A 25,250-nucleotide genomic window follows, 5' to 3' on the forward strand; every position below is an offset into this window, starting at 1 on the left:
TTGCCAAGTCGACACCGATAATAGTAACTTCGGACATGGATGCTCCTTCCTTTTGTGATGGCTTTAACACTCACCACAATGGCACATTGCGATGCCGTCGGGAGGGGCATCCACGCCATCAACAGAGCCGACGGCTCCCACATTTCGCAGTGTAATGCGATTACAGAATATATTGATGGCCACTTTGAGGGACCGTCGCTTACTGGCACGACACCAAAACAACGCGCACAAATTTCAATGATGAATCTGCGTGCCGAAAACGGCCTTTTCAACGCAGTTGGAATCTACTTTCACCATGCCACGCCAGGGCTTGGGCCGGATATTGAGACCTACCAATGCGCTGAGGGGGGGGCAATAAGCAAAAAGAAGTTGCTGGACAAACCATGGCCTATCTTGGTGAAGTTTTGGCTGACAACGACTTTCTTGCTGGTTCTGAATTTTCCGTAGCAGACATCACGGCGTTCGCAGGCCTCTGATTTGCGGACTTTGCCAAGGTCGAAATCCCAGAAAACCGTTCTAATCTGACCGCATGGCGTGCAAAAGTTGCAGCACGGCCCAGCATCGCGGGCTAAACGGCCCTCCACTCAAGTCGAAAGGACAACACTATGGAACTGAACGCAGACTTTAAGAAACGCGTCGTGGTTCACTCTGAACAACTTGATTGGAACGCTTCGCCGATGCCTGAATCCGGCCCGCCAAAGGTCGTGATCCACAATACGGCAGAGCTGGTCATCGCGCCTTTTGCAGAAACCAGACTGCACGATTACCGCCGCACATGGGGCTCCATGGTGCAAAGTGCAAAATTCTCGGCTTTTGCCAGCGCAAAATTTGCCTTGCGCGGACTTACGCAGTCTCTTGCTCGCGAATTCCATCCAGCGGGCGTGCATGTGTGCCACACAATTTTGGATGGCATCATAGATACGGCGCGATCAAGGGATCTGCACAACCTCGATCCGACAAAGATGATGAAACCTGATGATATTGCCCAGATCTATTGGGAACTTGCCCATCAAACCAGATCAACTTGGACGCATGAACTAGACCTGCGCCCGGCTTCTGAAGGGTTCTAAGCGATGAAAACGCTGATTGTAGGCGGCGGCCTGTCTGGACTTGCGCTTGCCGAAGCTTTGGAAAGCCAAGGTCACGACTACCTGCTGCTCGAAGCCCGTCCGCGCTTTGGCGGACGGATTTTGACCCAACATCATGGTGGCGGTTATTTTGATATGGGCCCAGCGTGGTTTTGGGCGGGGCAGCCGCGTATCGCCGCGCTGATTGCGCGTATGAACTTGCAAAAATTCAACCAGTTCGCCGATGGCGTGCTGACCTTTGAAGATGAACAAGGTCACGTGCAGCGCGGCCAAGGGTTTTCATCAATGGAAGGGTCTTGGCGTCTGAAGGGCGGTTTGGGAATGCTTACCACAGCCCTTGAAAACCGACTGCCAGATCATCGAAAGCGTCTTGATGCGCCTGTGATGAAGCTACAGATGTCAGAAAATCGTAGCACCGCCACGCTTTCGGACGGCGAAGAAATAGGCGCAGATCAGGTCGTGCTTGCCTTGCCCCCACGGGTTGCGGAACAGATCGCCTTTTCTCCGGCCTTGCCCGACAAAGCAGTGCTTGCCATGCAAGGCATTGCGACATGGATGGCCGGACAGGCCAAGGCCGTTGCCGTTTACGATACTCCATTTTGGCGCAACGAAGGGCTGTCTGGCGACGCGATGAGCCGCAAAGGTCCAATGGTGGAAATACATGACGCCTCACCTGCTGCAGGAGGGCCATACGCCTTGTTTGGCTTTATCGGCGTCCCGCCACAGGGTCGCGCGGACGAACATTTGTTTCGCGTTCACCTACATGCGCAGCTTTCACGGCTTTTCGGACCACAAGCCGCCGAGCCAAAACAGCTCTATATAAAGGACTGGGCCTTTGACCGATACACCTCTACCGAGGCCGACAAAGCCCCGCTATACGCCCATCCGACCTATGGACTGCCGCATGTGATGACAAACCTTTGGAACAACAGACTGCATTTTGCCGGAACAGAAGTTGCTCCAACTTTCGGCGGCTATATCGAAGGCGCTTTGGAAGCAGCAGAAAACGTTCTGAACACCCTTGACTTACAAAGACTGACCTAAGGCATGACCACAGATACCAAGACAATCCTTCTAGACTCCGCTGAGCGGGTTGCGCGTGCGCGTGGATTTGACGGCTTCAGCTGTCCTCTTAACTTGCGGCGCCATGCGTGGCGTCGGGGATGTAATAACGCGCCATCCGCGCCTCGAACGCCGCATCCACCGTAACGGAAGGGTCATAGATTGGGCTGTCCATGACAGTTTTCCCATCGACATCCAGATTGACCGAATTTTCTGCCCACTCAACGTTCTTTGCAGAGCGTGGCTAAATCAGGACATGTTTGCCGGGCCACCAGTTCTTTATATCCACAGTCAGGAAATGGATCGTCCAGTCGGTATCATCGATCAGAAAACCTTCGACATGACCGATGGAGCCATCGGTGGCATGCCGATTGTAGCCGGTCGCGGCATCGATGCTGCGCAGATGGAGATCATCGTCCTGATGCCGCCGGGCGTACAGCTCGTCCTGACGCCGTCTTGAATCGGCGTAATGCGCCTCTGACATGCCCGCGCTCCAGCCGCCATAGCCGCCCATATAGAAGCCGTTTCCCCAATAGGGACTCATGTTGTAGTAGCCGTACATACGTTCTTCGCGCTGCCGCGATACGGGCTCATGCGTGTCGATGGCCGGGCCGTCCTTGACCTTGGCCATCGTCAAGCGGACTGGAAAGCTGCGGGCGCACGTATCCGGGTGACCTAGAACCGAAACCGGCAGCAGAACCTTGCGCACGGACAGCCAAGTGCCGGTGTCGACGACGATCCAGCGAAGCGTCCAGCTTTCGTCATCGAAGAGGAAGTCAGTCACGGTGCCGATGCTGCCATCCGTCGCGGCAATCTTGAAACCCTTGAGATTCGAGACATAAATCAAAATGGTGGTGTCAGACTAATTCGAACCCCTCTCAGTTAGCTGCTAAACTCCTGAATCTATGCTGAACAAGGCTGACGCCACTCGGCAAGAGCAGCGGTCCGATTGGTCTTGAAATTGTCTGGCGGGTTGAGGTGGCGTTCCTGGTTGAAATGGTTGCAGACCGAGCCGTGCAGCGGCGAATTTCTGCAAGCTTCGCATGCGTCTGAACCGTGTAGCATCGCCCGTTCTCTTCGTCTGAATGGCAGTTGCGAATTCTCCGCCCTGTTGTTTTCCCAACGACCTGTTTGCTGGCGGCTGGATGCGCCGATCTCCTTGAGCGCCGCGCAGTAGGAACGCAGCCGATCGGTCACTATCACCTCGGGTCGACCGTGCTTGCGCATTGCTTTCCTTAGGAATTTCAAAGCAGCCCTCTTGTCACGACGCTTCATGACAAAGCTCTCGAGCACCTCACCTTCATGATCGACGGCTCGCCAAAGGTAATGCATCTCGCCGTTGATCGTCACGAACATTTCGTCGAGATGCCACCGCCAGCGGCTCGATTTCATCCCCTCGATCCGTCGTTTCCGAATCTCGGCGGCAAACCTTGGCCCGAACCTATGCCGCCAAAACCGGACAGTTTCGTGGCTAATATCGAGGCCACGTTCGTGCAGCAAATCCTCGACGTTTCTGAGTGACAATGGGAATCGGTTGTAAAGCATCACCGCCAGGCGAATGACCTCGGGACTGGTTTTGAAGAATTTGATGGCCTGCGTTTTGCCATGCGGCGAAGCTATGAGGGTGCCCTGCCCACCTCAACCGAGTTCTTCTGACAGTGCCGCGCGGGATGCCCCCTATCCCAGCACCAGCTCCATTTCTTCGACGGGGCGGTGGGTACATCCATAAGCGGCCAGAATCGCCTGCGCCTGCTCCTCGTGTTCGCGGGCTTCTTCCCGCACCCACTCGGAAAACAGCCGCACGATGCGCCGGTTGGTGTGCCGTGGGGGGCAGACGATCCAGTATGCGGGGAATTGCACGGCGGGAAAGACAGGCGAAAACGGCACCAGCGTGCCGCGCTTCAGATCGTCGAGGGCAAGGGTCATGCTTTCCAGAATAACACCGGCCCCCTGACGTGCCAGATCGATCACCATGGAGGATCGGTCAAACCGCAGCTTGGGAAGTTTTTCGACATGTTCAACCCCGTGCCGAACCATCCAGATTTCCCACTGATACAGCGCCTTCATACAGCGGATGATCCGCGCGCGGCCCAACTGTTCAGCCGTAGTGCCCCCACCCGCCTGAAGCTGGGCCAGATAGTCGGGCGAACAGAGGGGCATAACCAGATCATGGATGATGCATTCGGAATATAGGTCATTCCACGCGCCGGTGCCGTATCTAAGATCAAGATCCACAACTTCGGTTTCGAAATTGGTGAAATCGGGCGTGGCATCAACGCGCAGGCCCCAATCGGGGTGGGTGTCGATAAAACGCTTCAATCGGTTGGACAGCCAATGAACCCCGAACGTAGGGCTGACCCGCAACTTCAAATTGTAGGTGTCGTGTTGTTCGCGAATGGTGGCCTGCGCACCGCGGATCAGTTGCAGCGCACTGGTGGTGGCCTGAAACAGCATCTCGCCATTCAGGGTCAGCGTCAGGCGGCGGTTCACACGGCGGAACAACATGACGCCATATTGCCCCTCAAGCGCCTTGATTTGCTGACTGATCGCCGCCGATGACACCCCCAGTTCCGTGGCCGCAAGAGTGACGCGACCAAGCCGCGCCACTGCTTCGAAATAAGCCAGAGAATTCAGGTTGGGATTCAGCGCCATGCGCACAGTCTAAGGCTTCGTGCGCAGGCTCTCAAGCGGGCTTATCGCTGGATAAAGGGGTTGGAAGGAGGTGCATCCGAGGTCGAGATCCAGACAGCCTTGGTTTCCAGAAACTCTTCGATGGCGCGAATGCCGCTTTCGCGCCCGATGCCCGATTGTTTGACCCCGCCAAACGGCATCATATAGCTGATCACGCGATAGGTGTTCACCCAAACGATACCGGCCTTCAAGGCTTTGCTCATCCGCATCGCGCGGGCAATGTCCTTGGTCCAGACGCCTGCGGCAAGGCCATAGATTACGTCATTGCCCAGCGAAACCGCCTCTGCTTCGTCCTCAAACCCGATGATTGACAGGACTGGCCCAAAGACTTCTTCCTGCGCGATGCGCATGTCGTTGGTGACATCGGTAAAGATGGTCGGCTCGACGAACATGCCGCCTTCCATATCCGTGCCCTGTGCCCGATTGCCACCAAAGACGCAGCGCGCGCCCTCGGCTTTTGCGATGTCGATATAGGACAGGATTTTCTCGAACTGCGGTTGCGTGGTGACAGGTCCGATATGGGTGTCAGGCAACATCGGATCACCCAGCTTGGCATCACGGGCGATGGCCAACAGTTTTTCGGTGAATGCCTCTTTCACCGAGTTCTGCACCAGCAGACGGGAACCGGCGATGCAGGTCTGGCCCGTGGCAGCAAAGATACCCGATACGGCACCTGCAACGGCAGCATCAAGATCGGCATCGGCAAAGACGATATTGGGCGATTTTCCACCCAGCTCAAGCGACACTTTTTTAAGCCCCCGCGCCGCGGATTCATAGATTTTGCGCCCTGTGGTATCGGAGCCGGTAAAGGTGATCTTGGCCACATCCGGATGCTCGACGAGTTGCGCGCCCACCTCGGGGCCAAATCCGGTCACGACATTCCACACGCCATCGGGAAATCCTGCCTGTTTCGTCAACTCCATGAACGCCAAGGTCGACGCCGAGGTGAATTCTGATGGCTTGATCACCACCGAACAACCGGCTGCCAGCGCGGGGGCACATTTCCATGCGATGAACAGCAGCGGTGAGTTCCAAGCGGTCAGGGCGGCGACAACGCCTACCGGTTCATGGGTGGTAAAGGTGAATAAATCCGGCTTGTCTATGGGCACCACCGTGCCTTCGATCTTATCGGCCAGCCCGCCGTAATAGTACCACCACTCGGGATGATAGTTCAGCTGACCGGCCATTTCCGCCAAAAGCTTGCCGTTGTCACGCACCTCAAGCGCGGCAAGCCGGTCAGCATTCTGTGCAACAAGATCGCCCAGCTTACGCATGATCTTGCCACGGTTGCTGGCTGTCATGGTGGCCCATGGACCTTCGGTCATGGCGGTGCGGGCGGCGTCAACAGCGCGGTTCACATCGTCCTGTCCGCCGCGCGGGATGCGTGCCCAGACCTTACCGGTATAGGGGTTGATGGTATCGAACCATTCGCCGGTTGCGGGATCACAGTATTCACCATCGATGAAAAGCTGAAAGGTTTCGGTCATGCTATTTTATCCGTATTTTTATTGGTCTCGTTTGCAATGGCAACACGCCATGCCGCGCTTTCAAGCGGGCTGCTGCGCCATGCGGCCAGCAGCGATGCGGCATGCATCAGCTTGGCCTGATCAATTCCGGTTTCGATGTGCATTCCGGTGAGCAGCGCGTTCAGATCTTCGCTGGCGCAGTTGCCGGTCGCGCCGGGGGCATAGGGGCAACCGCCCAGCCCACCGATTGCGGCGTCAAAGCTGGAAATTCCGGCCTGAAGTCCGGCGACAGTATTGGCAAGAGCCATGCCGCGCGTATCGTGCAAATGCAGCTCGAAACAGATGTCGGGGTGGCGCGCGACAAGTGCTGCGGACAGATCGTAAACCTGATCGGGCAGCGCGATACCGATGGTGTCACACATGCCGATCCGTTTTGCACCGGCTTGAGCAAAACGATCGACGATCCGGTGTACTTTCTCGGGGCCAACTATACCCGCGAAAGGGCATCCGAACACGACCGACAGTGACACCCGCACCTGCAGACCGGCCTCAATTGCCTCGGCGTGCAGATTCAACAACTCGCTCAGGCTTTCGTCGGAAGGACGGTTCAGGTTCGCCTGATTGTGTTCATCGGTCACGGACATTACCAGCGTCACGCCGTTGGTACCCGCCGCAATGGCGCGTTCAAGGCCGCGCCGGTTGGGCACCAAAGCCCAAGAGGTGAAATCCAGATGCGCCGTTGCGCGCACGACGTCTTCGGCATCGGCAAGATTGGGGATCCAGCGGGGATGGGTAAAAGACGTAACCTCGATTTCCCGCGCACCGGCGGCGACAAGCCGTTCGATCAACTGGATCTTCTGGTCGGTCGGCAACATCTGCGGTTCGTTTTGCAAGCCATCGCGCGGGCCAACTTCGATGATACTGGCCGCCTTGGGAAAGTTCAGGCCGCTCATGGACGAAATGCCTTGTTCATGATGTCCATCAGCCCTTCGCGGGTCACGTCGCGGGGGTTTGGCAAAATCTGGCGCATGTTGGTCAGCCCGTCATCGACCAGCGCATCAATCGCGGATCGCGGGATTCCCAGATCGTCGAGCCAGCGCGGGATCCCCACATCGGCCGAAAGTTCCTCGACAGTGGTGATGGCCAGCAGCGCGGCCTCGCGGGGCGAAAGCCCGTCCACCGGTTGGCCCATAGCCTTGGCGATATCAGCAAAGCGTGCCACGGCGGCAGGCATGTTCCAGCGCATCACATGGGGCAACAGAACCGCGTTTGCGATGCCATGGGGAATATTGAACAGACCGCCCAGCGGCATCGCCAATCCATGCACCATGCCAGTGGCGGCACTGCCAAAGGCAAGACCACCAAACAGGCTGGCCGTCATCACCTCGTGTCGGGCGTGGATATTGGCGCCGTGATGCACGGCGGTCCGCAGATGCGACGATAGTTTTGTGATCGCCTGCAGTGCGAAATAATCGGTCAGGGGCTGCGCAAAACGCGACAGATATGCCTCGATTGCGTGGGTCAGGGCGTCCATCCCTGTGGCGGCGGTGATCGCGGCCGGAAGGCCAAGGGTCAGTTCGGGGTCGAGGATCGCGCAATCGGCCAGCAGGTGGCGTGAAACAATGCCCTTCTTTGTCTTTTCGGCCTTAAGGCTGAGCACGGCGACATTTGTCACCTCGCTGCCGGTACCGGCGGTGGTCGGGATCATGATCTTGGACACCGCCGGATTTTTCAGTTGGTCAATTCCAAGATAGTCACGCACGTCACCGGGGTTGTTCACGAAAGCAGCAGCACATTTTGCCACATCGATCACGCTGCCGCCGCCCAGCCCGATCACCAGATCGGCATGACAGGTGCGGGCCACTTCAGCGCAGCGTGCCACGGTTTCAAGGCTGGGGTCGGGCTCCACGTCGGTGAAAACCTCGACGTCAAATGCATCAAGCAGTGCCTGAACCGGTCCCAACACCCCCGCGCGCTCCAGTCCGGTATCGCTGACCAGCAGGATCCGGGTTGCACCCAGCCTTTTTGCTTCTTCGGGCAGTGTGGAAATGGTGCCCGTGCCATGGACGATACGCGCGATCGCCCCGAATGCCTGTGGTGAAGCGAAACTCATCCTGTTCTCCTTAGTTACGCGCCTTTACGGGTGCGATTGTCTGCTGTGTGGTTCAGATCGTGCCCTTGGCCTGCAAGGTCTCGATCTCCTTTTGTCCGTATCCCAGACTTGTCAGGATCTCGGTGCTGTGCTGGCCCAGACTGGGACCTTCCCAGCGGATCGCACCGGGGGTCCGGGACAAGCGGGGCACCACACCCTGCATGGTCAGATCGCCGAAATCGCGTGTCGGCACATCCACCACCGCACCACGGGCGCGGAAATGCGGGTTTTTATGGATGTCTGCGGCGTTGCAGATCGGACCGGCGGGAATGCCAAGCTCCTCCATCAAAGCGAGCAGCTCCGTTTCGGTCTGGCCGACGGTCCAAGCGGAGATGATCTCGTCGATCTCGGCTTGATGTTCGCCCCGTGCGCGGTGGCTTGAAAACCGGGGATCGTCACACAGGTCCGGACGGCCCATGGCCGTGGCCAAACGCTGAAAGATGGCATCGCCATTGGCGGCAATCAGGATCCAGCCGTCATTGGCAACGGGATAGATGTTCGAGGGGGCAATGCGTGGAAGGCTGGTGCCGGTCCTCTCACGGATTACACCCGTCGCGCTGTATTCGGCCAGAACGCTCTCGCTGATGGCAAGGATAGCGTCGGTGATGCCGACATCTACAATTTGGCCTTTTCCGGTGTGGCGTCGTTCATGCAAGGCGGCCAGCAGGCCGATGCAGGTAAACATACCGGCCAGACTGTCGCCCACCGACAGACCGGCGCGAACCGGCGGACGGTCGGGAAACCCACCCAGATGGCGCAGTCCGGCCATCGCTTCGGCAATCGCTCCAAAGCCGGTGCGATTGGACCAAGGGCCGGTCTGTCCAAACCCCGAAACGCGGGCAATGATCAGGCCGGGGTTGGCCTCCTGTAAGGTGGCCGGTGAAAGTCCCCAGCGTTCAAGCGTACCGGGGCGGAAATTTTCGACCATCATGTCAGCTTGGGACAGCAGTTCCTTGACCACTGCCTGACCTTCAGGTTGCCGCAGATCCAGGGTGAGAGACCGCTTGTTGCGCGCGATCACATGCCACCACAGTGTCTTGCCGTCCTTTTGGGCTGCACCCCATTGGCGCATGGCATCGCCCCGGCCCGGCGGTTCGATCTTGATCACATCGGCGCCCAAATCGGCCAACAGCTGACCGCAGAACGGTCCGGCAATGAAACTGCCCATCTCGATCACCCGCACCCCGGCGAGCGGCCCGGTGGCCTGCTGGGTTTCGGCGTTATGGCTGGTCATAGTTACTTCCTCCGATCACCAGGCTGCCTGTGCGCATGACGGATTTGGCAAGCGTGTCCTGATGGCGTTGTTGTGTTTCAAGGGCATGGCGGGTCACAGCATCGCGGGCGGCTGCTGCATCGCCGGCGCGCAGGTGGCGCAGAATTTCGCGGTGCTCGATGATGGTGCGGGCGCGACCTGCCTCGTTGACCACCTCAAGCCAGCGAATGCGGGCAAGCCGTTGCATGACGTCCTGCATCGCCTCGACATACAGTTCGTTCCCCGAAAGACGCATCAGTTCGACATGGAATTCACATCCGCTATGGAGCCAGTCTTTGCGGCTTGCATCTGTGTCTGACGGCACCAGTTCGGCTTCGATCTGCTCCAGTTTCCGGGGCTGTGCCCGCTCGCAGGCCAGCGTCACGCCTTCGCGTTCAATGCCGATACGGAACTCGCAGGCCTGCATGATATGGGTGAGGGAAAGCGGGGTCACGGACCAAACCCGATCAACCTTTTGCACCAGCCGGTTCGCCTCAAGCCGCAGCATGGCGGCCCGTATCGGCGTGCGCGATGGCCCGCGATAGCGTGCTTCGATCATCCGCTCGGACAGTCGCAAACCCGGACTAAGCACCAGATTCAGGATGTCCGCACGCAGGCTTTCATAGAGTTTATCAAGTTGTGTCGTCATGGGAGTAACCGGTATTCCGCTTGGGATGCCACTTTAGACAGCATAAACTCAAAACCCGTTGAGACGGCGATAGGCGCGGATGACCTGACTGTCATCCTCTTGGCCGTTGCCTGCGCCGCTTTCGGCAGCGAAAATTTGCATGGCAACGGACGCCAGGGGCAGACCCATATGCGCGTCACGACCGGCCTCAAGTGCGATGGTCATATCCTTGACGAAGATATCAACGGTCGAGGTGACTTCGGGATCCTCGGACAACATCCTCGGGCCGCGATCATTCAACATCCAACTGTTGGCAGCAGAGCCGCGCAGGATTTCAAGAAGAACCCCGGTATCAAGTCCCGCCCGTTCGCCAAGGGCCATCGCCTCGGCTGCAGCGACAATATGCACCCCGCACAGCAGTTGGTTGATGGCCTTGACGTTCGCCCCCTGCCCTGCCCGCATCCCGACATGAAAGACCCGCGAGCCGAGCGTTGACAGGATGGGCTGTACCTTTTCAAGCGCCCCCTCGTCAGCACCGACCATGATCGTCAAGCTGGCCGCGCGGGCCCCGACGACGCCACCCGACACGGGGCAGTCAACAAAGAGACGCCCCGACGACTGCACCTCAGCGGCAAGCTTCTCTACCGATGCAGGTGGGCAGGTGGCCATCAGGCAAACCGCCGCGCCTTCCGGCAGGGCGTCAAGTGCGCCCAGATCGAACAAAACCGATCTGGCTTGATCGATATTGACCACCATCAGGATAAGCGCTTCGACGTCTTTTGCCGCCTCTTGGGCTGTAGCGGCGGCAATGCCACCCTGCTCGGCCAAAGCCGCCCGCGCAGTTTCGCGAAGGTCGAAGCCTGCGACGCTATACCCAGCGTCGATCAGGTTTTTGGCCATCGCGCTGCCCATGGCACCCAGACCCACAAATCCAATTCTTTTGACCATTTTGGCCTCCTCAGTAAATTGTGAGCGCGGGAACATACATCATCAGCAAAAGAACCGTGAAACTGACCAAATAGAACGGCCACAGCTCTTTGATGACAGAACCTATCGACACCTTGGCGATCGCCGCACCGATGAATAGCGTGGTGCCGACAGGGGGTGTGAACAGGCCAATCGACAGGTTGATGCAGACAACCAGACCCAGTTGCACCAGATCGATTCCAATCGTGGTGCCGATGGCAACAAAGATCGGCCCCAGCAGGAGAACAGCCGCGGGCAGGTCAAGAAACATCCCGACCGTCAGCATGATCATCGTCATCATCATCATGATCAGCCAAGGCGCGCCCAGAACCTCGGTCGCCCAAGTGGCGATAAGTGTCGGAATACGCTCAGTCACCAGAACATGGCCCACAAGGCTTGAGGCGGTGATCACCAGCATCACGATACCTGTTGTGATGACGGTATTGATCAGCGCGGCGTAGATCGACGCAAATGTGAGGTCACGGTAGATCGTCGCGCTGACCACCAAGGCATAGGCCACAGCAATCACGCTGACCTCGGTCGGCGTTGCAATGCCAGCCCTGAGCAGCACGATGATAAAGATCGGCATCAACAGTGCGGGCATCGCATGCAACAGCACATAGCCCAGCTTTTGCCGCACAGCCGGTTCGCTGAGGCGGGGGAAATTACGCAACCGGCCGCTGAAATAACACGCCAGCATCATCCCTCCGGCCAGCATCAGCCCCGGCAGAATGGCTGCGGTGAACAGCGCCGCAATCGAAACGTTCGACACCGTCGAGAACAGGATCAGCGGAATGGACGGCGGAAGCAGCCCCGCGATCACCGAGGATGACGCCGTAACAGCCGCAGCAAAGGCGGGCGGATAGCCTTCGCGCTTTTGCCAGGGGATAAGCATTGCGCCCAGTGCAGAGGCCTCGGCCACAGCAGATCCGGAAACGCCGCCGAAAATGGTCGAGCCGACAACCGACACCTGCCCCATTCCGCCATGGAAACGCCCCACCATCCGCGCAGCGAACTGCACAAGATGCTCACCCAGCTTGCCCGACATCATCAATGAGCCGGAGAGGATGAAAAAAGGAATCGCCAGCAGAGGAAAGCTTTGCGAAGGCTGGAACAGTTTTACGACCACCAGAACCAGCGGAATTGTGCCCTGCCATAGAATGGCCGATCCGGCACTGATGACCAAGGCGTAGCCCACGGGCATCGACAGCGCGAGAAGCGCGAAAAATGCGATCAGCATTACAAGTGTCATAGCTGATGCTCCACAGATGTTTTGCTAAGGGGAAAGCGTGGGTCATCGGCATAGAAAACGCGCACCAGATTCACGAGTGCAGAGAGGGCAATTCCGAAACAACCGAAAGTGACAGCCGCGTAAGCCCAAAATTGCGGGATGCCCGTCAGCGGGAAAACCTGATGTCCGGTAACAGCGATAACTTTGAGCGATATCCAGGCCAGTGCGATAAAGACACCGCACACCATAACCTGAAGCGCCATGCCCAGAATGCGCGCGTTGGCGACGGACAGATAATCGATCAGGGCTGTCGCGGCAATATGTGCGCCGCGATGGGCGCCGATGACGATTCCGCCCATGATAAGCCACGGGAAAAGAAGATTAGGCACCTCAGTCGGCCACCCAAGCCCGCGTGTTGTCATGTAGCGCACGATCACATCGGCCATGAGCGCGAGGAACATGAATACCAGCGATGACAATGCAATCACGACGGCGATGGTATCCAGCGTCCAGCCGACGGCATTGGCAAGGCGCAAGGCGGGAAATCCCGCCTTGCTTTTGTCCTGGGTGGAACTGGACATTGTCACTTGCCCTGTGCCGCTGCCGCTGCTGCGGATGCAGCTACGATATCGTCAACAAGCCCGGGGAACTTTTCGCTCCACTGATCATAGACGGTCTTGGTCGCAGCTTGGAAGGTCGCGGAATCGACTTCGTTAAAGATGATCCCGGCTTCTTCCAGTGTAGCGCGCAGTGCCTTTTCGTCGTTCAGCGAACGTTCGCGGTTATACTGACCAGACTCCGTGGCGGCAGCGCGGATGATCTCCTGATCTTCGGGGCTGAACGTGTCCCAAATGATCTTGGAGGCCAAAAGGACCGTCGACTCATACTTGTGGCCCGTCAGCGAAATGTACTTTTGCACTTCGTACAGTTTTGACGAGTAGATATTGATCAGAGGGTTTTCCTGCCCGTCGACAACGCCCTGCTGCAGCGCGATGTAAAGCTCGGAAAATGCAAGCGGCAGAGGGTTGGCGCCCAGTGCATTAAAGATATCGATGGTGATCGGATCCGGAGGCGTGCGGATCTTCAGACCGGCCAGATCTTCGGGTGTTTTGATCGGGCGAACGTTGTTCGAAGTCTGGCGAATGCCATTGTCCCAGAAGGCCAGAATCACAAGACCCTGAGCTTCGGCAGCTTCGGCCAGACGGTCGCCGATAGGACCGTCCATCACTTCCCAAGCCTGAGGAAGATTGCCGAACAGGAACGGCAGACCCAACACTGCAAGCTCAGGAACCACAGCCGAGCTGGTACCTTGGGAATTGGCGCTGAAGGCCATCGTGCCGAGACGCATGTTGGTCAATGCTTCGGCATCTTCACCGAACTGGGCCGAGCCACCGACGTCGATCATTACGCGCCCTTCGGTGCGTTCCTTGACCAGATCGGCAAACATGATCGAAGCATCAGATTTGGGATTGCCGGGTGCAGCATTGTGCGAAAGTTGGAATTGCTGAGCCGTGGCGGGCATAGCTGCCAGACCCAGACATACTGCTACGGCGATATGTGCAAGCTTCATTGTTTCCTCCCAGAAACTGCGACTTGAAGTGGGCCGCATTCGATTGACGGTCATCGGATCAGTGGCTTGTCTCCTGGCATACCAACCTGACCCTCCCGACCGGTTTGTTTTGCTGAATATCCGCAACCTCTTTTGTAGATAATCAAGTGTATTCAGCTTCTAATCACGGTTCTTTCGATGTTCAGGCCGCGATTGACTAGATTGATCTCTGAACTCAGGCCATAAGTCACTCAATAATATCTAATACATTGGTAAGTTTTACTTACCAACTTTACCAGCCATCGCTCTTCCCCGGCCATCGGTCACGAAACTATTGCCCGAAATGGCGCTACCGCGCACAAGCATCACAGCGCATGCCGCCCCGGAGATCAGACCGGAAACGGCTTTCGCAAACCCCATCAGCCTCCATGAAGAGGTCGATCAGTGAATAAGCGAGCCGCCGTTCACATCAAGCTCGGTTCCCGTGCAATAACCTGACAGGCCAGAGGCCAGAAACAGCGCGCAGCCCGCAACATCCTTTGCTTCACCTGCGCGGCCCATTGGAATGCCGTCCAGAACCTGCTTGAGCATGTCATCGGTCAGTTTTCCGGCGGTGATGTCAGTGGCGATAAAGCCGGGGCAGATCGCATTGGCGCGCACATTGTCGGGGGCAAGTTCGCGCGCCATTGCTTTGGTCAGGCCCAACACACCGGCTTTGGCTGCTGAATAATGCGGTCCGCCGAATATTCCGCCGCCGCGTTGTGCCGAAACCGAAGACATGTTCACGATGCTGCCGGATTTCTGCGCCCGCATGGCGGGAATCACGGCCTGCGACATATAAAGCGTTCCACGCAGGCTGACATCCGTCACAGCGTCGTAATGGCAGGCTTCGATATCGAGGATTTTCAGAGGCTGGGTAATGCCTGCGTTGTTGACCAACACATCAATCTTGCCAAAGGCGTCCAATGTGGCCTGCGCCACGCGGATACAATCGTCTTTGTTGGTGACATTGCCGTTGATGCCAAAATGGCCTGTGCCCGGCAGATCAGCGGCGCTGGCCTCGGCGTCGGCTTTGTTGAGATCCATGATCACCACTGTGGCACCGTGTTCCGCAAACATTTGTGCCGTTGCCTTGCCCAACCCACGCGGGCTTGCCGCGCCGGTGATGATGGCAATCTGCCCTTCCAATAGCTTCATCGTGTCAATCTCCCTGTTACGTATGGCTGCTTAAAGCCAGCTCTTGATCTGATCAGCCACCCGCGCGACCGAAAGACCGTACATGTCATGCAATGTGGGCAAGGCACCTGCCTCAAGAAACTCGTCAGGCAAACCGATCATGCGGAAAGGCACGTGGACACCGGCCAGCATCAGTTCCCGTGCAACCGCTTCGCCAAGGCCGCCATTAACCGTGTGATTCTCGGCCGTCACAACAAGACGCCCGCCCTCCCGCGCGGCGGCCACGATTGTGGACACATCCAATGGCTTGATCGTCGGCACATGCAGCACCGCCACATCGACATTGTCCGCAGCCAGACGTTCGGCCGCATCCAGCGCGCGCATGGTCATGATGCCCGATGAGACGACAAGAACGTCGCGCCCCTCGCGGATCATCTGCGCACGGCCCAGCTGAAACTTGTAGTCGGGCTTGTGCCGGGTCAGAACCGTGGGAACCTTGCCCCGCAGCAGACGGGCATAGACCGGACCGTCATGGGCCAGCATCTCGGGCACCATTCCCGCGACATCGCAGGCATCGCAGGGGTCGATCAGCACCATGTTGGGCAACCCGCGAAAAATCGCCAGATCTTCGGTCGCCTGATGGCTGGGACCATATCCGGTGGTCAGGCCCGGCAGCGCACAGACGATCTTGACCGGCAAATTCTCTTCGGCAATCGCCATCGCAATGAAATCATAGGCACGGCGACTGGCAAACACCGCATAAGTGGTGGCGATTGGAATGAACCCTTCACGCGCCATGCCAGCGGCTGCAGACATCAGCAATTGTTCGGCCATGCCCATTTGATAGAACCGGTCCGGCATCGCCTGCGCAAAGATATGCAGGTCGGTATATTTCGACAGGTCTGCCGACAGCCCAACGATGCGGTCATCCTTGCGGGCCGCTTGGACCAAGGCTTCGCCAAAGGGGGCTGAAACGGTGTCATAACCTTCGGCGGCAAGGGATGCGATCATCGCGCTTGTCGCGATCTTTTTGGCGGGCACTTGGCGGGGTTCGTATTTGCGGGCCATGGATGCGCGGGTCATTCGGGTTTTCCTTCTTCCAGCACGGTGAGGGCCTTTGTCCATTCATCGGCTTCGACACGAATGAAATGGCTCATCTCGCGCTGCTCAAGGAAATCGATGCCCTTACACATGGTGGAATTGCAGATAATCACCCGCGGGCGCGGGTCTTTCAGGGCGCGCGCAGCGTCAAAGGCCGCGACCAGCGCTTCGATATCGTTGCCGTCTACCTCTTGGGCATACCACCCGAAAGCGGCCCATTTCGGTGCCTCGGCCCCGACGGCCAATGCGTTGCGGGACGGGCCATCGGCCTGCTGATTGTTGAAGTCGACAATACAGATCAGATTGTCGAGCTGCCATTGGACGCCAGACATCACCGCTTCCCAAGTCGAGCCTTCGCCCAACTCACCATCGGACATCAGGTTATAGACAAAAGCAGGGCTTTTCTTACGCTTCAAACCCAGCGCAGCACCAACGGCGATGCCCAGACCTTGTCCCAGACTTCCGCCAGTGATTTCCATGCCCGGCGTATAAGAGGCCATGCCAGACATCGGCATGCGCGAGTCGTCCATCCCGTAGGTTTCAAGCTCTTCTTCCGGCAGAATTCCGGCTTCCATCAGAACGGCATACAGCGCGATCGCATAGTGGCCGATAGAAAGATAGAACCGGTCGCGGCCTTCCCATTCGGGATCATCGGCGCGGTAGTCCAAGGCGTGAAAATACGAAACAGCCAGCATATCGGCAACGCCAAGGGCCTGTCCGATGTAACCTTGTCCCTGTACTTCGCCCATCAGCAGCGCCTTGCGCCGGATGTTCCAGGCACGCATGGCCAAAGACATGTTCTGCAATGGCCCGGGATGGGCTTCTACACTCATGCTTTCCTCCCTTAATCGCCGAAATGCGGCGGTAGGCTTAAGGGGTAGCAGCAAAATCCCGCAATAGAAGCAATGAATAGTTCAGAAACTTGTAAGCATAACTTAACAAGCATTCGCGCGGTTCTTGTGTATCACAGGGTCGATGATTTGAGGGAGGACACAGTGTCAGATCTGATTTTTGCCGATAGCCTGTCGCGGCTTGGAACCGAATCCGCGTTCAGCGTACTGGCCCGGGCGCAGGGGCTGGCAGCCAAGGGACATGACATCATAAATCTGGGGATCGGTCAGCCGGATTTCCCGACGCCGCCCCATATTGTAGAAGCAGGAATCAAGGCGCTGCGCGATGGCCATCATGGCTACACCCCTGCCAATGGCCTGCCTGCCCTGCGCGAGGCGGTGGCCGATGATCTGCACAAACGTCACGGGACCAAGGTTGATCCCGATCATGTGGTTGTGGTGCCGGGCGGCAAACCTACGATGTTTTTCGCGGTGTTGATGTTCGGACAGCCGGGGGTGGAAATCATGTTCCCCGATCCGGGATTTCCGATCTATGAAAGCGTGATCCGTTACAGTGGTGCAACCGCCGTGCCCATCCGCCTGCACGAATCCGACGGATTTGCCTTTCGCGCTGACACTGTGCTTGAGCAGATCACACCGCGCACGCGGCTGATCATCCTGAACAGTCCTGCAAACCCCACCGGCGGTGTCACACCCAAAGCAGAGTTCGACAAACTGGTGGCGGGGCTGGAACACCACCCCCATGTTACGATCCTGTCGGACGAGATCTATTCACAGATGCTCTATGACGGGCAGACCCATGTTTCGCTTTTGCAGTATCCCGAAATCCGTGACCGGCTGATTGTGCTGGACGGCTGGTCCAAGACCTATGCGATGACGGGCTGGCGGCTGGGGTTTGCGGTCTGGCCCGAAGCGGCAGTGGAACACGCCACGCGGCTGGCGATCAATTGCCATTCCTGTGTCAACGCCAGCGCGCAATATGCCGGCATAGCAGCCCTCACCGGCCCGCAAGACGCAGTTCACTCCATGGTCGCTCAGTTCGATACGCGGCGCAAAATCATTGTCGACGGGTTGAATGCGCTGCCTGGCGTCAGCTGCACCAACCCCGGCGGCGCATTCTATGCCTTTGCCAATATCGCCGATACCGGACTGACCTCGGCACAGGCGCAGGATTTGTTTTTGGACAAGGCCGGTGTCGCAACAATCGCAGGCACATCCTTTGGCGCTATGGGCGAAGGGTATCTGCGGTTTTCCTATGCCAATTCTGCCGAAAACATCCAAACCGCGCTTGGTCGTATCGCGGCTCTGCTTTGATCTGAGAGAACTGAAATGACCGACATACAATCCATGGCCAATGCCATCCGGTTTCTGGCGCTTGATTCCATTCTGAACGCGGGCGAAGGCCATCAGGGCGTGCCGCTGGGCATGGCGGAGATCGCGGCGACCCTGTACGCGCGCCATCTAAAGGCCAACCCCGATGATCCGCAGTGGCATGACCGCGACCGTGTTGTGCTGTCAAACGGGCATGGCTCACTGTTGCTTTATTCACTGCTGAACCTGTCGGGGTACAAGCCCGTGACGGTTGAGGCACTAAAGACCTTCCGGCGGCTCGGGTCGGTCTGTGCCGGCCACCCCGAGATTGAACAACATGCCGGAATAGAGATCACCACAGGCATGTTGGGACAGGGCATTGCCTGTGCCGTGGGCATGGCCGTGGCCGAGTCGCGGCTGGCGGGAGAGTTTGGCGACGATCTGGTGGATCACCGCACTTGGGCCTTTGTCGGCGATGGCTGTCTGCAAGAAGGCGTCGGACAAGAGGCCATCTCGCTGGCGGGTCATTTGCGCTTGGGCAAGCTGACGTTCCTGTGGGATGACAACCAGATCACCGACGACGGCAGCACCGATCTTGCCCTGAGCGAGGACGTACCAGCACGGTTTCGCGCGGCGGGCTGGCAGGTGCAGTCGGTTGACGGTCACGACATCGAAGCTATCTCAAAGGCGCTTGATGCCGCAAAGGCCGACCCGCGCCCCTCACTTTTGGCCTGTCACACAACCATTGCGCGGGGAATCCCCCGCCTGCAAGGACAGCGCGGCGGTCACAGCGCGCCTCTGGTGCCGCAGGACCGCGTTGAGGCCTGCAAAATGCTTGGCTGGAACCATGGCGCGTTCGACATTCCCGACAGCATTCGCGCCGATTGGCACACGGCGATGGATCGGGGTCGCGTTGCACAGGCAGACTGGCAACAACGCCTTTCAACGGCCCCCACTGCGGTGGAATTCCAGCGCTGGCAGGCAGGGGATTTGCCCCAATTCCACGCCACGACCATGGCCGCGCTGAAGGCGGACAGCGTTGCACATGACGCGCCGCGCCCGACCATTCTGTCGTCAGGTGATGTCTGCGATGGCCTAAACACTGACCTGCCGGAATTGCAGGTGCTGTGCGCGGACCTTGAGGCCCCGACAAATCACAAACGCAGCCGCCGCGCCTTTTCCGCGACGGTGCAAAACGGCAGCTATGTGCATTGCGGTGTGCGTGAACATCTGATGGGTGCCATGGCCTGTGGAATTGCGGCCCATGGTGGCCTGCGCCCGGTGAATGTGACCTATCTTGCATTTGCAGATTATGAACGCCCCGCCATGCGGATGGCGGCATTGATGGGGCTGCCTGCGCTGTTTGCGTTCAGCCATGACTCCATCGGGGTCGGCAGCAACGGACCGACCCATCAACCGGTGGAAATTCTGGCCTCGTTCCGGTCCATGCCGAACTTCCACGTGTTCCGCCCCGCCGATGCCCTTGAGACTGTCGAGGCATGGGAGCTGGCGATGGCGAGGCGCGACGGGCCGTGCTTGTTTGCTCTTTCGCGCCAACCTGCCGCACCGCTGCCCGTGCGAAGCGGTGAGAACCTGACGGCAAAAGGCGCATATCTTGTGTCCCCCCCTGACGAGCAGCGCGACATCACCCTGATCGCTACTGGCACCGAAGTGGGGGTGGCACTTGATGCGCGCACCAAACTGAAGGCCTCGGGCATCTGCGCCGCCGTGGTCTCGATGCCCTCGTGGGAGCTGTTCGCGGCGCAGCCTGACGCCTACCGCGCCGACGTTCTGGGCACCGTGCCTCGCATCGGTATCGAGGCGGCGCTGCGGTTCGGTTGGGACAGGTGGCTGCGGCCTGACGATCCATTCGTCGGGATGACAGGCTTTGGTGCGTCGGACAAATCCGAAACCTTGTACGCCCATTTCGGGATCACCGCAGACAATGTCGCGCAAGTTGCGCGCGACAGACTTAGCGTCTGACGTGCGGCTTGTGATTTCCCCAAAGCACGGGTGACGGGATTCGCCTTGCCAAGCAAATGTCAGCAGCTTTTGGAAACGAGCCGTTGCTGTTACAAGCCGTTGGGAAGTCGAGAAGATAATCAAGGCCCGGAAAGGCCCCCGATGCCGAAGACCTCAGCGACCTTGATGCACTGAGCGCGCCGTTCGTATTTTGCCGCGGCTCGGCGCGCGAAATTGCGCGGTGATTTCCGCAATGGCGGGTCTGGGCTTGGATCAAACCGAAATCCGGCTGATCGCAGACCGGGGTCGAGTCCGGTAGGGGGCAGAATGACACCCTAGGTGTTCCATCACATGGTTTGATGGTGCGATCCTTTCTCAGGAATGGAAGGAAGCACTATGGGTCAAGTTCGTCACGGCAGCGCCACGATCCCTTTGACCGGCAGGGCATCAGCATGATGCCCGAGAGGGGCGCACGCTGTCCGAGCAGCAATACAGCGATCCATTGCCCGGCAGTCGCTGCTTGCAGCGATGAGAGGCGGGTTCTTTCATGTCCATTGCCCGGCATTGCATGTTTACATGCACGAGAGGGGACATTCCCAAGGTGCAGACCGCCGAGGGCAAGCTCCATCTTTTCGTGGGCATTGACCGTACCATCAAGTTCGCAGTGCGTTTGCTCAAGTCTTCAAATCCAGTTCCATGAAAATCAGCCAGGATCGCATATCCTGATCCAATGGGTAGTAGGGCTTGGTTCGGCGAAACCCGAGCCGCTCATAAAGGCCCTGCGCTTCGTTCTGGAGCGGCCCGGTATCCAAACGCATCAGGCTGTACCCAATCTGGCGGGCTTCCTTGATGATGCGCGCCCCAAGTGCCTGGCCGATGCCCTGGCCTTGGTGCGCAGAGGTGACGAACATGCGCTTCATTTCGCAAATACCGTCGCCCAGATTGTGCAGCGCGACACATCCGACGACATTTTGGCCATCTTTCGCGACCAGAAGACGCCCGCGTGGCGGCGCAAAATGTCCAGGAAGATTGGTCAGTTCGGCCTCGAATGCCGCCGCATCAAAGTATTTGTCGATAAGGTTGCGGTACTGCGCATGACGGGTTTGATGCCAAGCCACGAAAGATCGCATGAGACCGCGGACAGCGTCCATCTCGTCGGTCGTCTTTGCCTGAGAGATAGTAAGCATGATGATCACTCGATTTCGATGTCACGTCGGCAGTTTGCTGACGGATCGTCATGATTGGTGCATCAAGGGGACAGATCTGATCTGCCCCCTCTGTTGATAGCTTCAGGTCGCGGCGTTGGCCGTTTCCGGTCCGAAGGTGCTTTTGATCTCGGCCACAAGATCAGCCGGAAAGCCACCCTCCTTGGCGTGACGGTAAATTGCGTCGGCGCTGTCGGCCTCGTGAACGCAGTAAAGCTTGTCGCCCGCCGCATAGGTGTGGTGCCAGACGTAAGGGACGCCGAGACCATCAACGACAGCATTCGATTTTTTTGAAATCCCGCAAAGCTCTTCCCCCGTCAGCTTTTCGGCGCCGGGAATGTTTCTTTCAACGATGAACTTGGGCATGCTGCTACTCCTTGTCGGTTGCATGGAGCCAGTCTGTCGCTTCGTTGCAGCGGCCGCATCGGGAGGACTACCTATTTTTTGCCATCGTACGCCCTATTTTCCGGCCAATGCGGTGGCAGCATACAGGTTTGCCAAGTGCTGCTATCATGGTCGTCATGAAACTTTATGAGCGCGAAACACTGATCGACATCTTGAATGAGCGGCTTGGTAACGCGCGTCGTGGTCTGGGGCACGTGGTTTGTCTGTCGGGCGATGCGGGGGCAGGCAAGACAGCGCTCTTGCGGCACTTCGTCGAGGCGGCTCAGACCCGTGTTCTCTGGGGGGCCTGCGAAGACCTGTCAACGCCAGAGGCGCTGGGTCCGTTGAGCGATTGGGCACGCGAATCCCAGCTGCCGGTTTTTGCCGCGACACCTCAGCCGGGCCACAGGATCGAACTATTTTCCGATGTTCTGCAGGCTCTGTCCGAAGATCAGATAATTGCGATCATCGAGGATCTTCACTGGGCCGATGGCGCAACGCTTGATCTTGTGCGTTTTCTTGGCCGTCGCATAGCGAACAAGCCGGTGCTGCTGATCGTGACGGCCCGCAATGAGGACAGCTCTGCCCGTGCCCGTCTGCGAACGGCGTTGGGACAAATCCCAACCGAGCAGAAAACCTATATCGACCTGCCCAACCTGAGCGCCGCGGCCGTCGAGACGCTTGCCAAGAATGCCGGAATGGACGGCAACAAGGTCTACCAGCTCAGCAGTGGCAATGCGTTTTTCGTCACCGAGCTCTTGCGGGGCGGTGATGCGCTGCCAGCCACAGTGCGCGAAGCCGTCCTGGCGCGGTTTGATCGCTTTCCAGTGCCCTGTCAGCGTGTAGTTCAAACAATTGCAGTCTTCCCACGTCGCGCGGAGATTTGGGCTATCCGACAGATCTGCCCCGAGGATTTCGATGGGATTGGTCGCGCCGTGATGGCTGGCCTCATCGTTGCAGGAGACGGGGACTACGCCTTTCGCCACGAAATAGCCCGCCGGGCCGTGGAAAGCACACTTCCTGCCGATACGCGCCGCGAGATCAACCGCAAGGCTCTTTCGGTCCTGCGGAAAGAGCCAAGGGTTTCAATTTCGCATCTCGTCCATCACGCCAAGGCTGCAGGCGACGTTGCATATGTCGGTGAGTTGGCTCCGCTCGCTGCCGCCGCCGCTTCGCTTGCGGGGGCACATCGCGAAGCGGCTCAACACTATGGTACGGCATTGTCGGTTGCGGGCGATCTGGATGCACAACAGCGGGCACGGCTGCTCGAAAAACATGCATTCGAGCTGCATCTGATTGGCAAGTTGGAAGAAGCAATTGCTGCCTATGAAACTGCGCTAGAACTCAACAGGATAGACGGCGATCGTCTGACAGAAGGGGATAATCTGCGGTGGATTTCCCGAATACACTATCTGTCCGGAAATCGTGTTTTGGCCGACCAGTATGGGCAGGACGCATTGGCAATTCTTGAGGCGGACGAGCCAGGGGCCGAGTTGGCAATGGCTTATTCGAACCTCGGTCAGCTGTCGATGTTGGAAGATGATGCAACGGCAACACTGCGCTGGAGCCAAAAGACGATCGCCATCGCCAAACGACTCGGTCGCAACGACATCATCTCACACGCATTGAATAATTCAGGAGCTGCGCAGCGCTGGACTGACAAGACCGCCGCACGGCACAATCTTGACCGCAGCCTGCAGATCGCGCTGGAAAACGATTTGCCTGATCATGTCGCGCGGAACTACACCAACCGCGCCTATGTCGAGATCCAGTGGCTGGAACATGCAAATGCCCATCGGTTTCTAGAGGCCGGTTTGACGTATTGCACCGAACGAGATCTGGAAACTTGGCGAACTTACATCCACGGGTGTCAGGCGCAGTTGCTTTTGAGGGAAGGGAGGTGGGACGAGGCCGCCGCGATCGCGCAGGAGGAGATTCTGGCTATTGAGGCGTCGCCCATGCTGCGTTTTCCTGCGGTGTCGGCGTTGGCCCGTATCCGGTTGCGCCGGGGCGATCCAGACGTTGCAGATCTTATTGCTATGCTTGCCTCATACATGGACACAGGAAACGAGCCGCCCCGCTTCCTCTTGTATGTCTCGATTTGTGCCGAGCACGCCTGGATCTCCGGATCAGTGGATGGAAAGCTCGCTGATTTGATCAATCAAGCCGCGCGTCTGGCAAGCAAGACAGGCGATATCTGGACGGCAGGTGAATTGTGTTTTTGGGCGCAAAAGCTGGGCATCAAGGATCTGCCTGAACTTCCTATCGCAATGCCCTACCAATTGATCGCGGCCGGGCATTGGGCAAAGGCCGCTGCGGCCTGGTCGGAACTTCATTGTCCCTACGACCGCGCTTTGGTGCTGATGTCAGGCGATGAGGCGGCGCAGCATCAGGGTCTGGCTTGTCTGAATGATCTGGGCGCAAAGGCTGTTGCAGACAGGTTTCGGCGGTCTTTGCGCCTGCAAGGGTCACGCTCAATTCCGCGAGGGCCGCATTCTGCCACCAGATCTAATCCGTCCGGACTAACCCGGCGACAGATGACGGTACTTGGGCTATTGGCCGAAGGTCTGTCAAACTCGGATATTGGTCAGCGCCTGTTCGTCTCGACAATAACGGTGGATCACCACGTATCGGCCATCCTTGCAAAGTTGGAGGTTCGAACTCGAGGGCAAGCTGTCGCCTTGGCGCAAACGAAGGATTTGATCTGATCGGTATGGCAGCAAAAAGTATATTAACCGAAATTGTCGACATTGGCATGGCGCAAGATATCCGGGTTCTTGGCGCACACCGCTAACGCTCATCTCACGGTCGTCGCAGGTGCCGCGTGCTGCCGATCCCACTTTTCTCGATTGAGCGCGGGCTTGGTCCGTTTTGACGCGGTTGAGTACGGGTTTGACTACTAAGGCACTGGATTCGCACGCAGTTTGGGTTGTTTTGTTGACCTAGTGTTGACCTGGAATGCGGACATGCAAAAGCCGCCCCGGAGGGCGGCTGTTAGCATATTGATACTGATTGGTTTTTTGGTTGCGGGAGTAGGATTTGAACCTACGACCTTCAGGTTATGAGCCAAAGTTCTAGTAAATCCAATAACTTATAAATATCAATCGCTTGCGGGATAACCCTTTGATCAAGCGCGATTCCCCCCCTGCGCACACCAGCATTCGCCCGGATTAAC

At 58.0% G+C, this 25,250-nt stretch carries 23 protein-coding genes; 6 read left to right on the forward strand and 17 right to left on the reverse strand.

The window, feature by feature from the left end:
- Positions 1–383 precede the first annotated feature (383 nt).
- The 3 genes from FQ320_RS26980 to FQ320_RS23005 all read left to right on the forward strand — a co-directional run bounded on the left by FQ320_RS26980 (position 384) and on the right by FQ320_RS23005 (position 2,132).
- Positions 384–476: a glutathione binding-like protein gene (locus tag FQ320_RS26980; RefSeq protein ID WP_370513103.1), complete on the forward strand. Its 93-nt coding sequence runs from the start codon at positions 384–386 to the stop codon at positions 474–476.
- Between the two features lie 129 nt (positions 477–605).
- Positions 606–1,070: an SDR family NAD(P)-dependent oxidoreductase gene (locus FQ320_RS23000; RefSeq protein WP_255509682.1), complete on the forward strand. Its 465-nt coding sequence runs from the start codon at positions 606–608 to the stop codon at positions 1,068–1,070.
- A gap of 3 nt (positions 1,071–1,073) precedes the next feature.
- A complete protein-coding gene (locus tag FQ320_RS23005; protein ID WP_148475635.1) occupies positions 1,074–2,132 on the forward strand; it encodes an FAD-dependent oxidoreductase in 1,059 nt (352 codons plus the stop codon).
- A 262-nt stretch (positions 2,133–2,394) separates the two neighbouring features.
- Here the strand turns inward: FQ320_RS23005 and FQ320_RS23015 are convergent, their stop codons facing one another.
- The 15 genes from FQ320_RS23015 to FQ320_RS23085 form a co-directional block, all read right to left on the reverse strand.
- Positions 2,395–2,997, reverse strand: a complete 603-nt coding sequence (locus tag FQ320_RS23015) for a PRC-barrel domain-containing protein (RefSeq protein WP_255509683.1) — start codon at positions 2,995–2,997, stop codon at positions 2,395–2,397.
- A 56-nt stretch (positions 2,998–3,053) separates the two neighbouring features.
- Positions 3,054–3,740: an IS6 family transposase gene (locus FQ320_RS23020; protein ID WP_255509686.1), complete on the reverse strand. Its 687-nt coding sequence runs from the start codon at positions 3,738–3,740 to the stop codon at positions 3,054–3,056.
- Positions 3,741–3,827: 87 nt separating this feature from the next.
- Entirely contained in the window at positions 3,828–4,802 is a 975-nt protein-coding gene (locus FQ320_RS23025; RefSeq protein WP_148475636.1) for a LysR substrate-binding domain-containing protein, read from the reverse strand.
- A gap of 41 nt (positions 4,803–4,843) precedes the next feature.
- Positions 4,844–6,328, reverse strand: a complete 1,485-nt coding sequence (locus tag FQ320_RS23030) for an aldehyde dehydrogenase (protein ID WP_148475637.1) — start codon at positions 6,326–6,328, stop codon at positions 4,844–4,846.
- Positions 6,325–7,260, reverse strand: a complete 936-nt coding sequence (locus FQ320_RS23035) for a hydroxymethylglutaryl-CoA lyase (RefSeq protein ID WP_148475638.1) — start codon at positions 7,258–7,260, stop codon at positions 6,325–6,327. The genes FQ320_RS23030 and FQ320_RS23035 overlap by 4 nt, the downstream gene beginning before the upstream one ends.
- The gene (locus tag FQ320_RS23040) at positions 7,257–8,420 is read right to left on the reverse strand and encodes an iron-containing alcohol dehydrogenase (RefSeq protein ID WP_148475639.1); all 1,164 of its coding nucleotides are present in this window, start codon (positions 8,418–8,420) and stop codon (positions 7,257–7,259) included. The genes FQ320_RS23035 and FQ320_RS23040 overlap by 4 nt, the downstream gene beginning before the upstream one ends.
- 52 nt (positions 8,421–8,472) lie before the next feature.
- On the reverse strand, positions 8,473–9,693 hold the full coding sequence (locus FQ320_RS23045; RefSeq protein ID WP_148475640.1) for a CaiB/BaiF CoA-transferase family protein: 1,221 nt from the start codon (positions 9,691–9,693) through the stop codon (positions 8,473–8,475).
- Positions 9,680–10,360 (reverse strand): GntR family transcriptional regulator, encoded by a 681-nt coding sequence (locus FQ320_RS23050; protein WP_148475641.1) that lies wholly within the window; start codon positions 10,358–10,360, stop codon positions 9,680–9,682. The genes FQ320_RS23045 and FQ320_RS23050 overlap by 14 nt, the downstream gene beginning before the upstream one ends.
- 48 nt (positions 10,361–10,408) lie before the next feature.
- Positions 10,409–11,287, reverse strand: a complete 879-nt coding sequence (locus FQ320_RS23055) for an NAD(P)-dependent oxidoreductase (protein ID WP_148475642.1) — start codon at positions 11,285–11,287, stop codon at positions 10,409–10,411.
- 10 nt (positions 11,288–11,297) lie between these two features.
- On the reverse strand, positions 11,298–12,557 hold the full coding sequence (locus FQ320_RS23060) for a TRAP transporter large permease (protein WP_148475643.1): 1,260 nt from the start codon (positions 12,555–12,557) through the stop codon (positions 11,298–11,300).
- Positions 12,554–13,117, reverse strand: a complete 564-nt coding sequence (locus FQ320_RS23065) for a TRAP transporter small permease (RefSeq protein ID WP_148475644.1) — start codon at positions 13,115–13,117, stop codon at positions 12,554–12,556. Before FQ320_RS23065 ends, FQ320_RS23060 begins: the two co-directional genes overlap by 4 nt.
- A 2-nt stretch (positions 13,118–13,119) precedes the next feature.
- A complete protein-coding gene (locus tag FQ320_RS23070) occupies positions 13,120–14,106 on the reverse strand; it encodes a TRAP transporter substrate-binding protein (protein WP_148475645.1) in 987 nt (328 codons plus the stop codon).
- Positions 14,107–14,526: 420 nt separating this feature from the next.
- Positions 14,527–15,282 (reverse strand): SDR family NAD(P)-dependent oxidoreductase, encoded by a 756-nt coding sequence (locus FQ320_RS23075; protein ID WP_148475646.1) that lies wholly within the window; start codon positions 15,280–15,282, stop codon positions 14,527–14,529.
- 30 nt (positions 15,283–15,312) lie between these two features.
- Positions 15,313–16,344, reverse strand: a complete 1,032-nt coding sequence (locus tag FQ320_RS23080) for a transketolase family protein (protein WP_148475647.1) — start codon at positions 16,342–16,344, stop codon at positions 15,313–15,315.
- Positions 16,341–17,195, reverse strand: a complete 855-nt coding sequence (locus tag FQ320_RS23085) for a transketolase (RefSeq protein ID WP_148475648.1) — start codon at positions 17,193–17,195, stop codon at positions 16,341–16,343. Before FQ320_RS23085 ends, FQ320_RS23080 begins: the two co-directional genes overlap by 4 nt.
- Before the next feature lie 162 nt (positions 17,196–17,357).
- Here FQ320_RS23085 and FQ320_RS23090 point away from each other — a divergent pair, with 162 nt between their 5' ends.
- Both FQ320_RS23090 and FQ320_RS23095 read left to right on the forward strand, forming a co-directional pair.
- The gene (locus FQ320_RS23090; RefSeq protein ID WP_255509684.1) at positions 17,358–18,527 is read left to right on the forward strand and encodes a pyridoxal phosphate-dependent aminotransferase; all 1,170 of its coding nucleotides are present in this window, start codon (positions 17,358–17,360) and stop codon (positions 18,525–18,527) included.
- A gap of 15 nt (positions 18,528–18,542) precedes the next feature.
- On the forward strand, positions 18,543–20,507 hold the full coding sequence (locus tag FQ320_RS23095; protein WP_148475650.1) for a transketolase: 1,965 nt from the start codon (positions 18,543–18,545) through the stop codon (positions 20,505–20,507).
- Between the two features lie 653 nt (positions 20,508–21,160).
- Here FQ320_RS23095 and FQ320_RS23100 read toward each other — a convergent pair.
- Both FQ320_RS23100 and FQ320_RS23105 read right to left on the reverse strand, forming a co-directional pair.
- Entirely contained in the window at positions 21,161–21,673 is a 513-nt protein-coding gene (locus FQ320_RS23100; RefSeq protein WP_255509687.1) for a GNAT family N-acetyltransferase, read from the reverse strand.
- 102 nt (positions 21,674–21,775) lie between these two features.
- Positions 21,776–22,057, reverse strand: coding sequence for a DUF4242 domain-containing protein (locus FQ320_RS23105; RefSeq protein ID WP_148475652.1), 282 nt, complete (start codon positions 22,055–22,057; stop codon positions 21,776–21,778).
- 11 nt (positions 22,058–22,068) lie between these two features.
- Here FQ320_RS23105 and FQ320_RS23110 point away from each other — a divergent pair, with 11 nt between their 5' ends.
- Positions 22,069–24,783, forward strand: a complete 2,715-nt coding sequence (locus FQ320_RS23110) for an AAA family ATPase (RefSeq protein ID WP_148475653.1) — start codon at positions 22,069–22,071, stop codon at positions 24,781–24,783.
- The last annotated feature ends 467 nt before the right edge of the window (positions 24,784–25,250 follow it).

The sequence above is a fragment of the Oceaniovalibus sp. ACAM 378 genome (genome assembly GCF_008085915.1).
GTDB lineage: Bacteria > Pseudomonadota > Alphaproteobacteria > Rhodobacterales > Rhodobacteraceae > Oceaniglobus.

Coding starts and splice junctions, on each gene's coding strand:
- FQ320_RS26980 (WP_370513103.1), top strand. CDS start 384: ATGGCCTATCTTGGTGAAGTTTTGGCTGACAACGACTTTCTTGCTGGT.
- FQ320_RS23000 (WP_255509682.1), top strand. CDS start 606: ATGGAACTGAACGCAGACTTTAAGAAACGCGTCGTGGTTCACTCTGAA.
- FQ320_RS23005 (WP_148475635.1), top strand. CDS start 1,074: ATGAAAACGCTGATTGTAGGCGGCGGCCTGTCTGGACTTGCGCTTGCC.
- FQ320_RS23025 (WP_148475636.1), bottom strand. CDS start 4,802: ATGGCGCTGAATCCCAACCTGAATTCTCTGGCTTATTTCGAAGCAGTG.
- FQ320_RS23030 (WP_148475637.1), bottom strand. CDS start 6,328: ATGACCGAAACCTTTCAGCTTTTCATCGATGGTGAATACTGTGATCCC.
- FQ320_RS23035 (WP_148475638.1), bottom strand. CDS start 7,260: ATGAGCGGCCTGAACTTTCCCAAGGCGGCCAGTATCATCGAAGTTGGC.
- FQ320_RS23040 (WP_148475639.1), bottom strand. CDS start 8,420: ATGAGTTTCGCTTCACCACAGGCATTCGGGGCGATCGCGCGTATCGTC.
- FQ320_RS23045 (WP_148475640.1), bottom strand. CDS start 9,693: ATGACCAGCCATAACGCCGAAACCCAGCAGGCCACCGGGCCGCTCGCC.
- FQ320_RS23050 (WP_148475641.1), bottom strand. CDS start 10,360: ATGACGACACAACTTGATAAACTCTATGAAAGCCTGCGTGCGGACATC.
- FQ320_RS23055 (WP_148475642.1), bottom strand. CDS start 11,287: ATGGTCAAAAGAATTGGATTTGTGGGTCTGGGTGCCATGGGCAGCGCG.
- FQ320_RS23060 (WP_148475643.1), bottom strand. CDS start 12,557: ATGACACTTGTAATGCTGATCGCATTTTTCGCGCTTCTCGCGCTGTCG.
- FQ320_RS23065 (WP_148475644.1), bottom strand. CDS start 13,117: ATGTCCAGTTCCACCCAGGACAAAAGCAAGGCGGGATTTCCCGCCTTG.
- FQ320_RS23070 (WP_148475645.1), bottom strand. CDS start 14,106: ATGAAGCTTGCACATATCGCCGTAGCAGTATGTCTGGGTCTGGCAGCT.
- FQ320_RS23075 (WP_148475646.1), bottom strand. CDS start 15,282: ATGAAGCTATTGGAAGGGCAGATTGCCATCATCACCGGCGCGGCAAGC.
- FQ320_RS23080 (WP_148475647.1), bottom strand. CDS start 16,344: ATGACCCGCGCATCCATGGCCCGCAAATACGAACCCCGCCAAGTGCCC.
- FQ320_RS23085 (WP_148475648.1), bottom strand. CDS start 17,195: ATGAGTGTAGAAGCCCATCCCGGGCCATTGCAGAACATGTCTTTGGCC.
- FQ320_RS23095 (WP_148475650.1), top strand. CDS start 18,543: ATGACCGACATACAATCCATGGCCAATGCCATCCGGTTTCTGGCGCTT.
- FQ320_RS23100 (WP_255509687.1), bottom strand. CDS start 21,673: ATGCTTACTATCTCTCAGGCAAAGACGACCGACGAGATGGACGCTGTC.
- FQ320_RS23105 (WP_148475652.1), bottom strand. CDS start 22,057: ATGCCCAAGTTCATCGTTGAAAGAAACATTCCCGGCGCCGAAAAGCTG.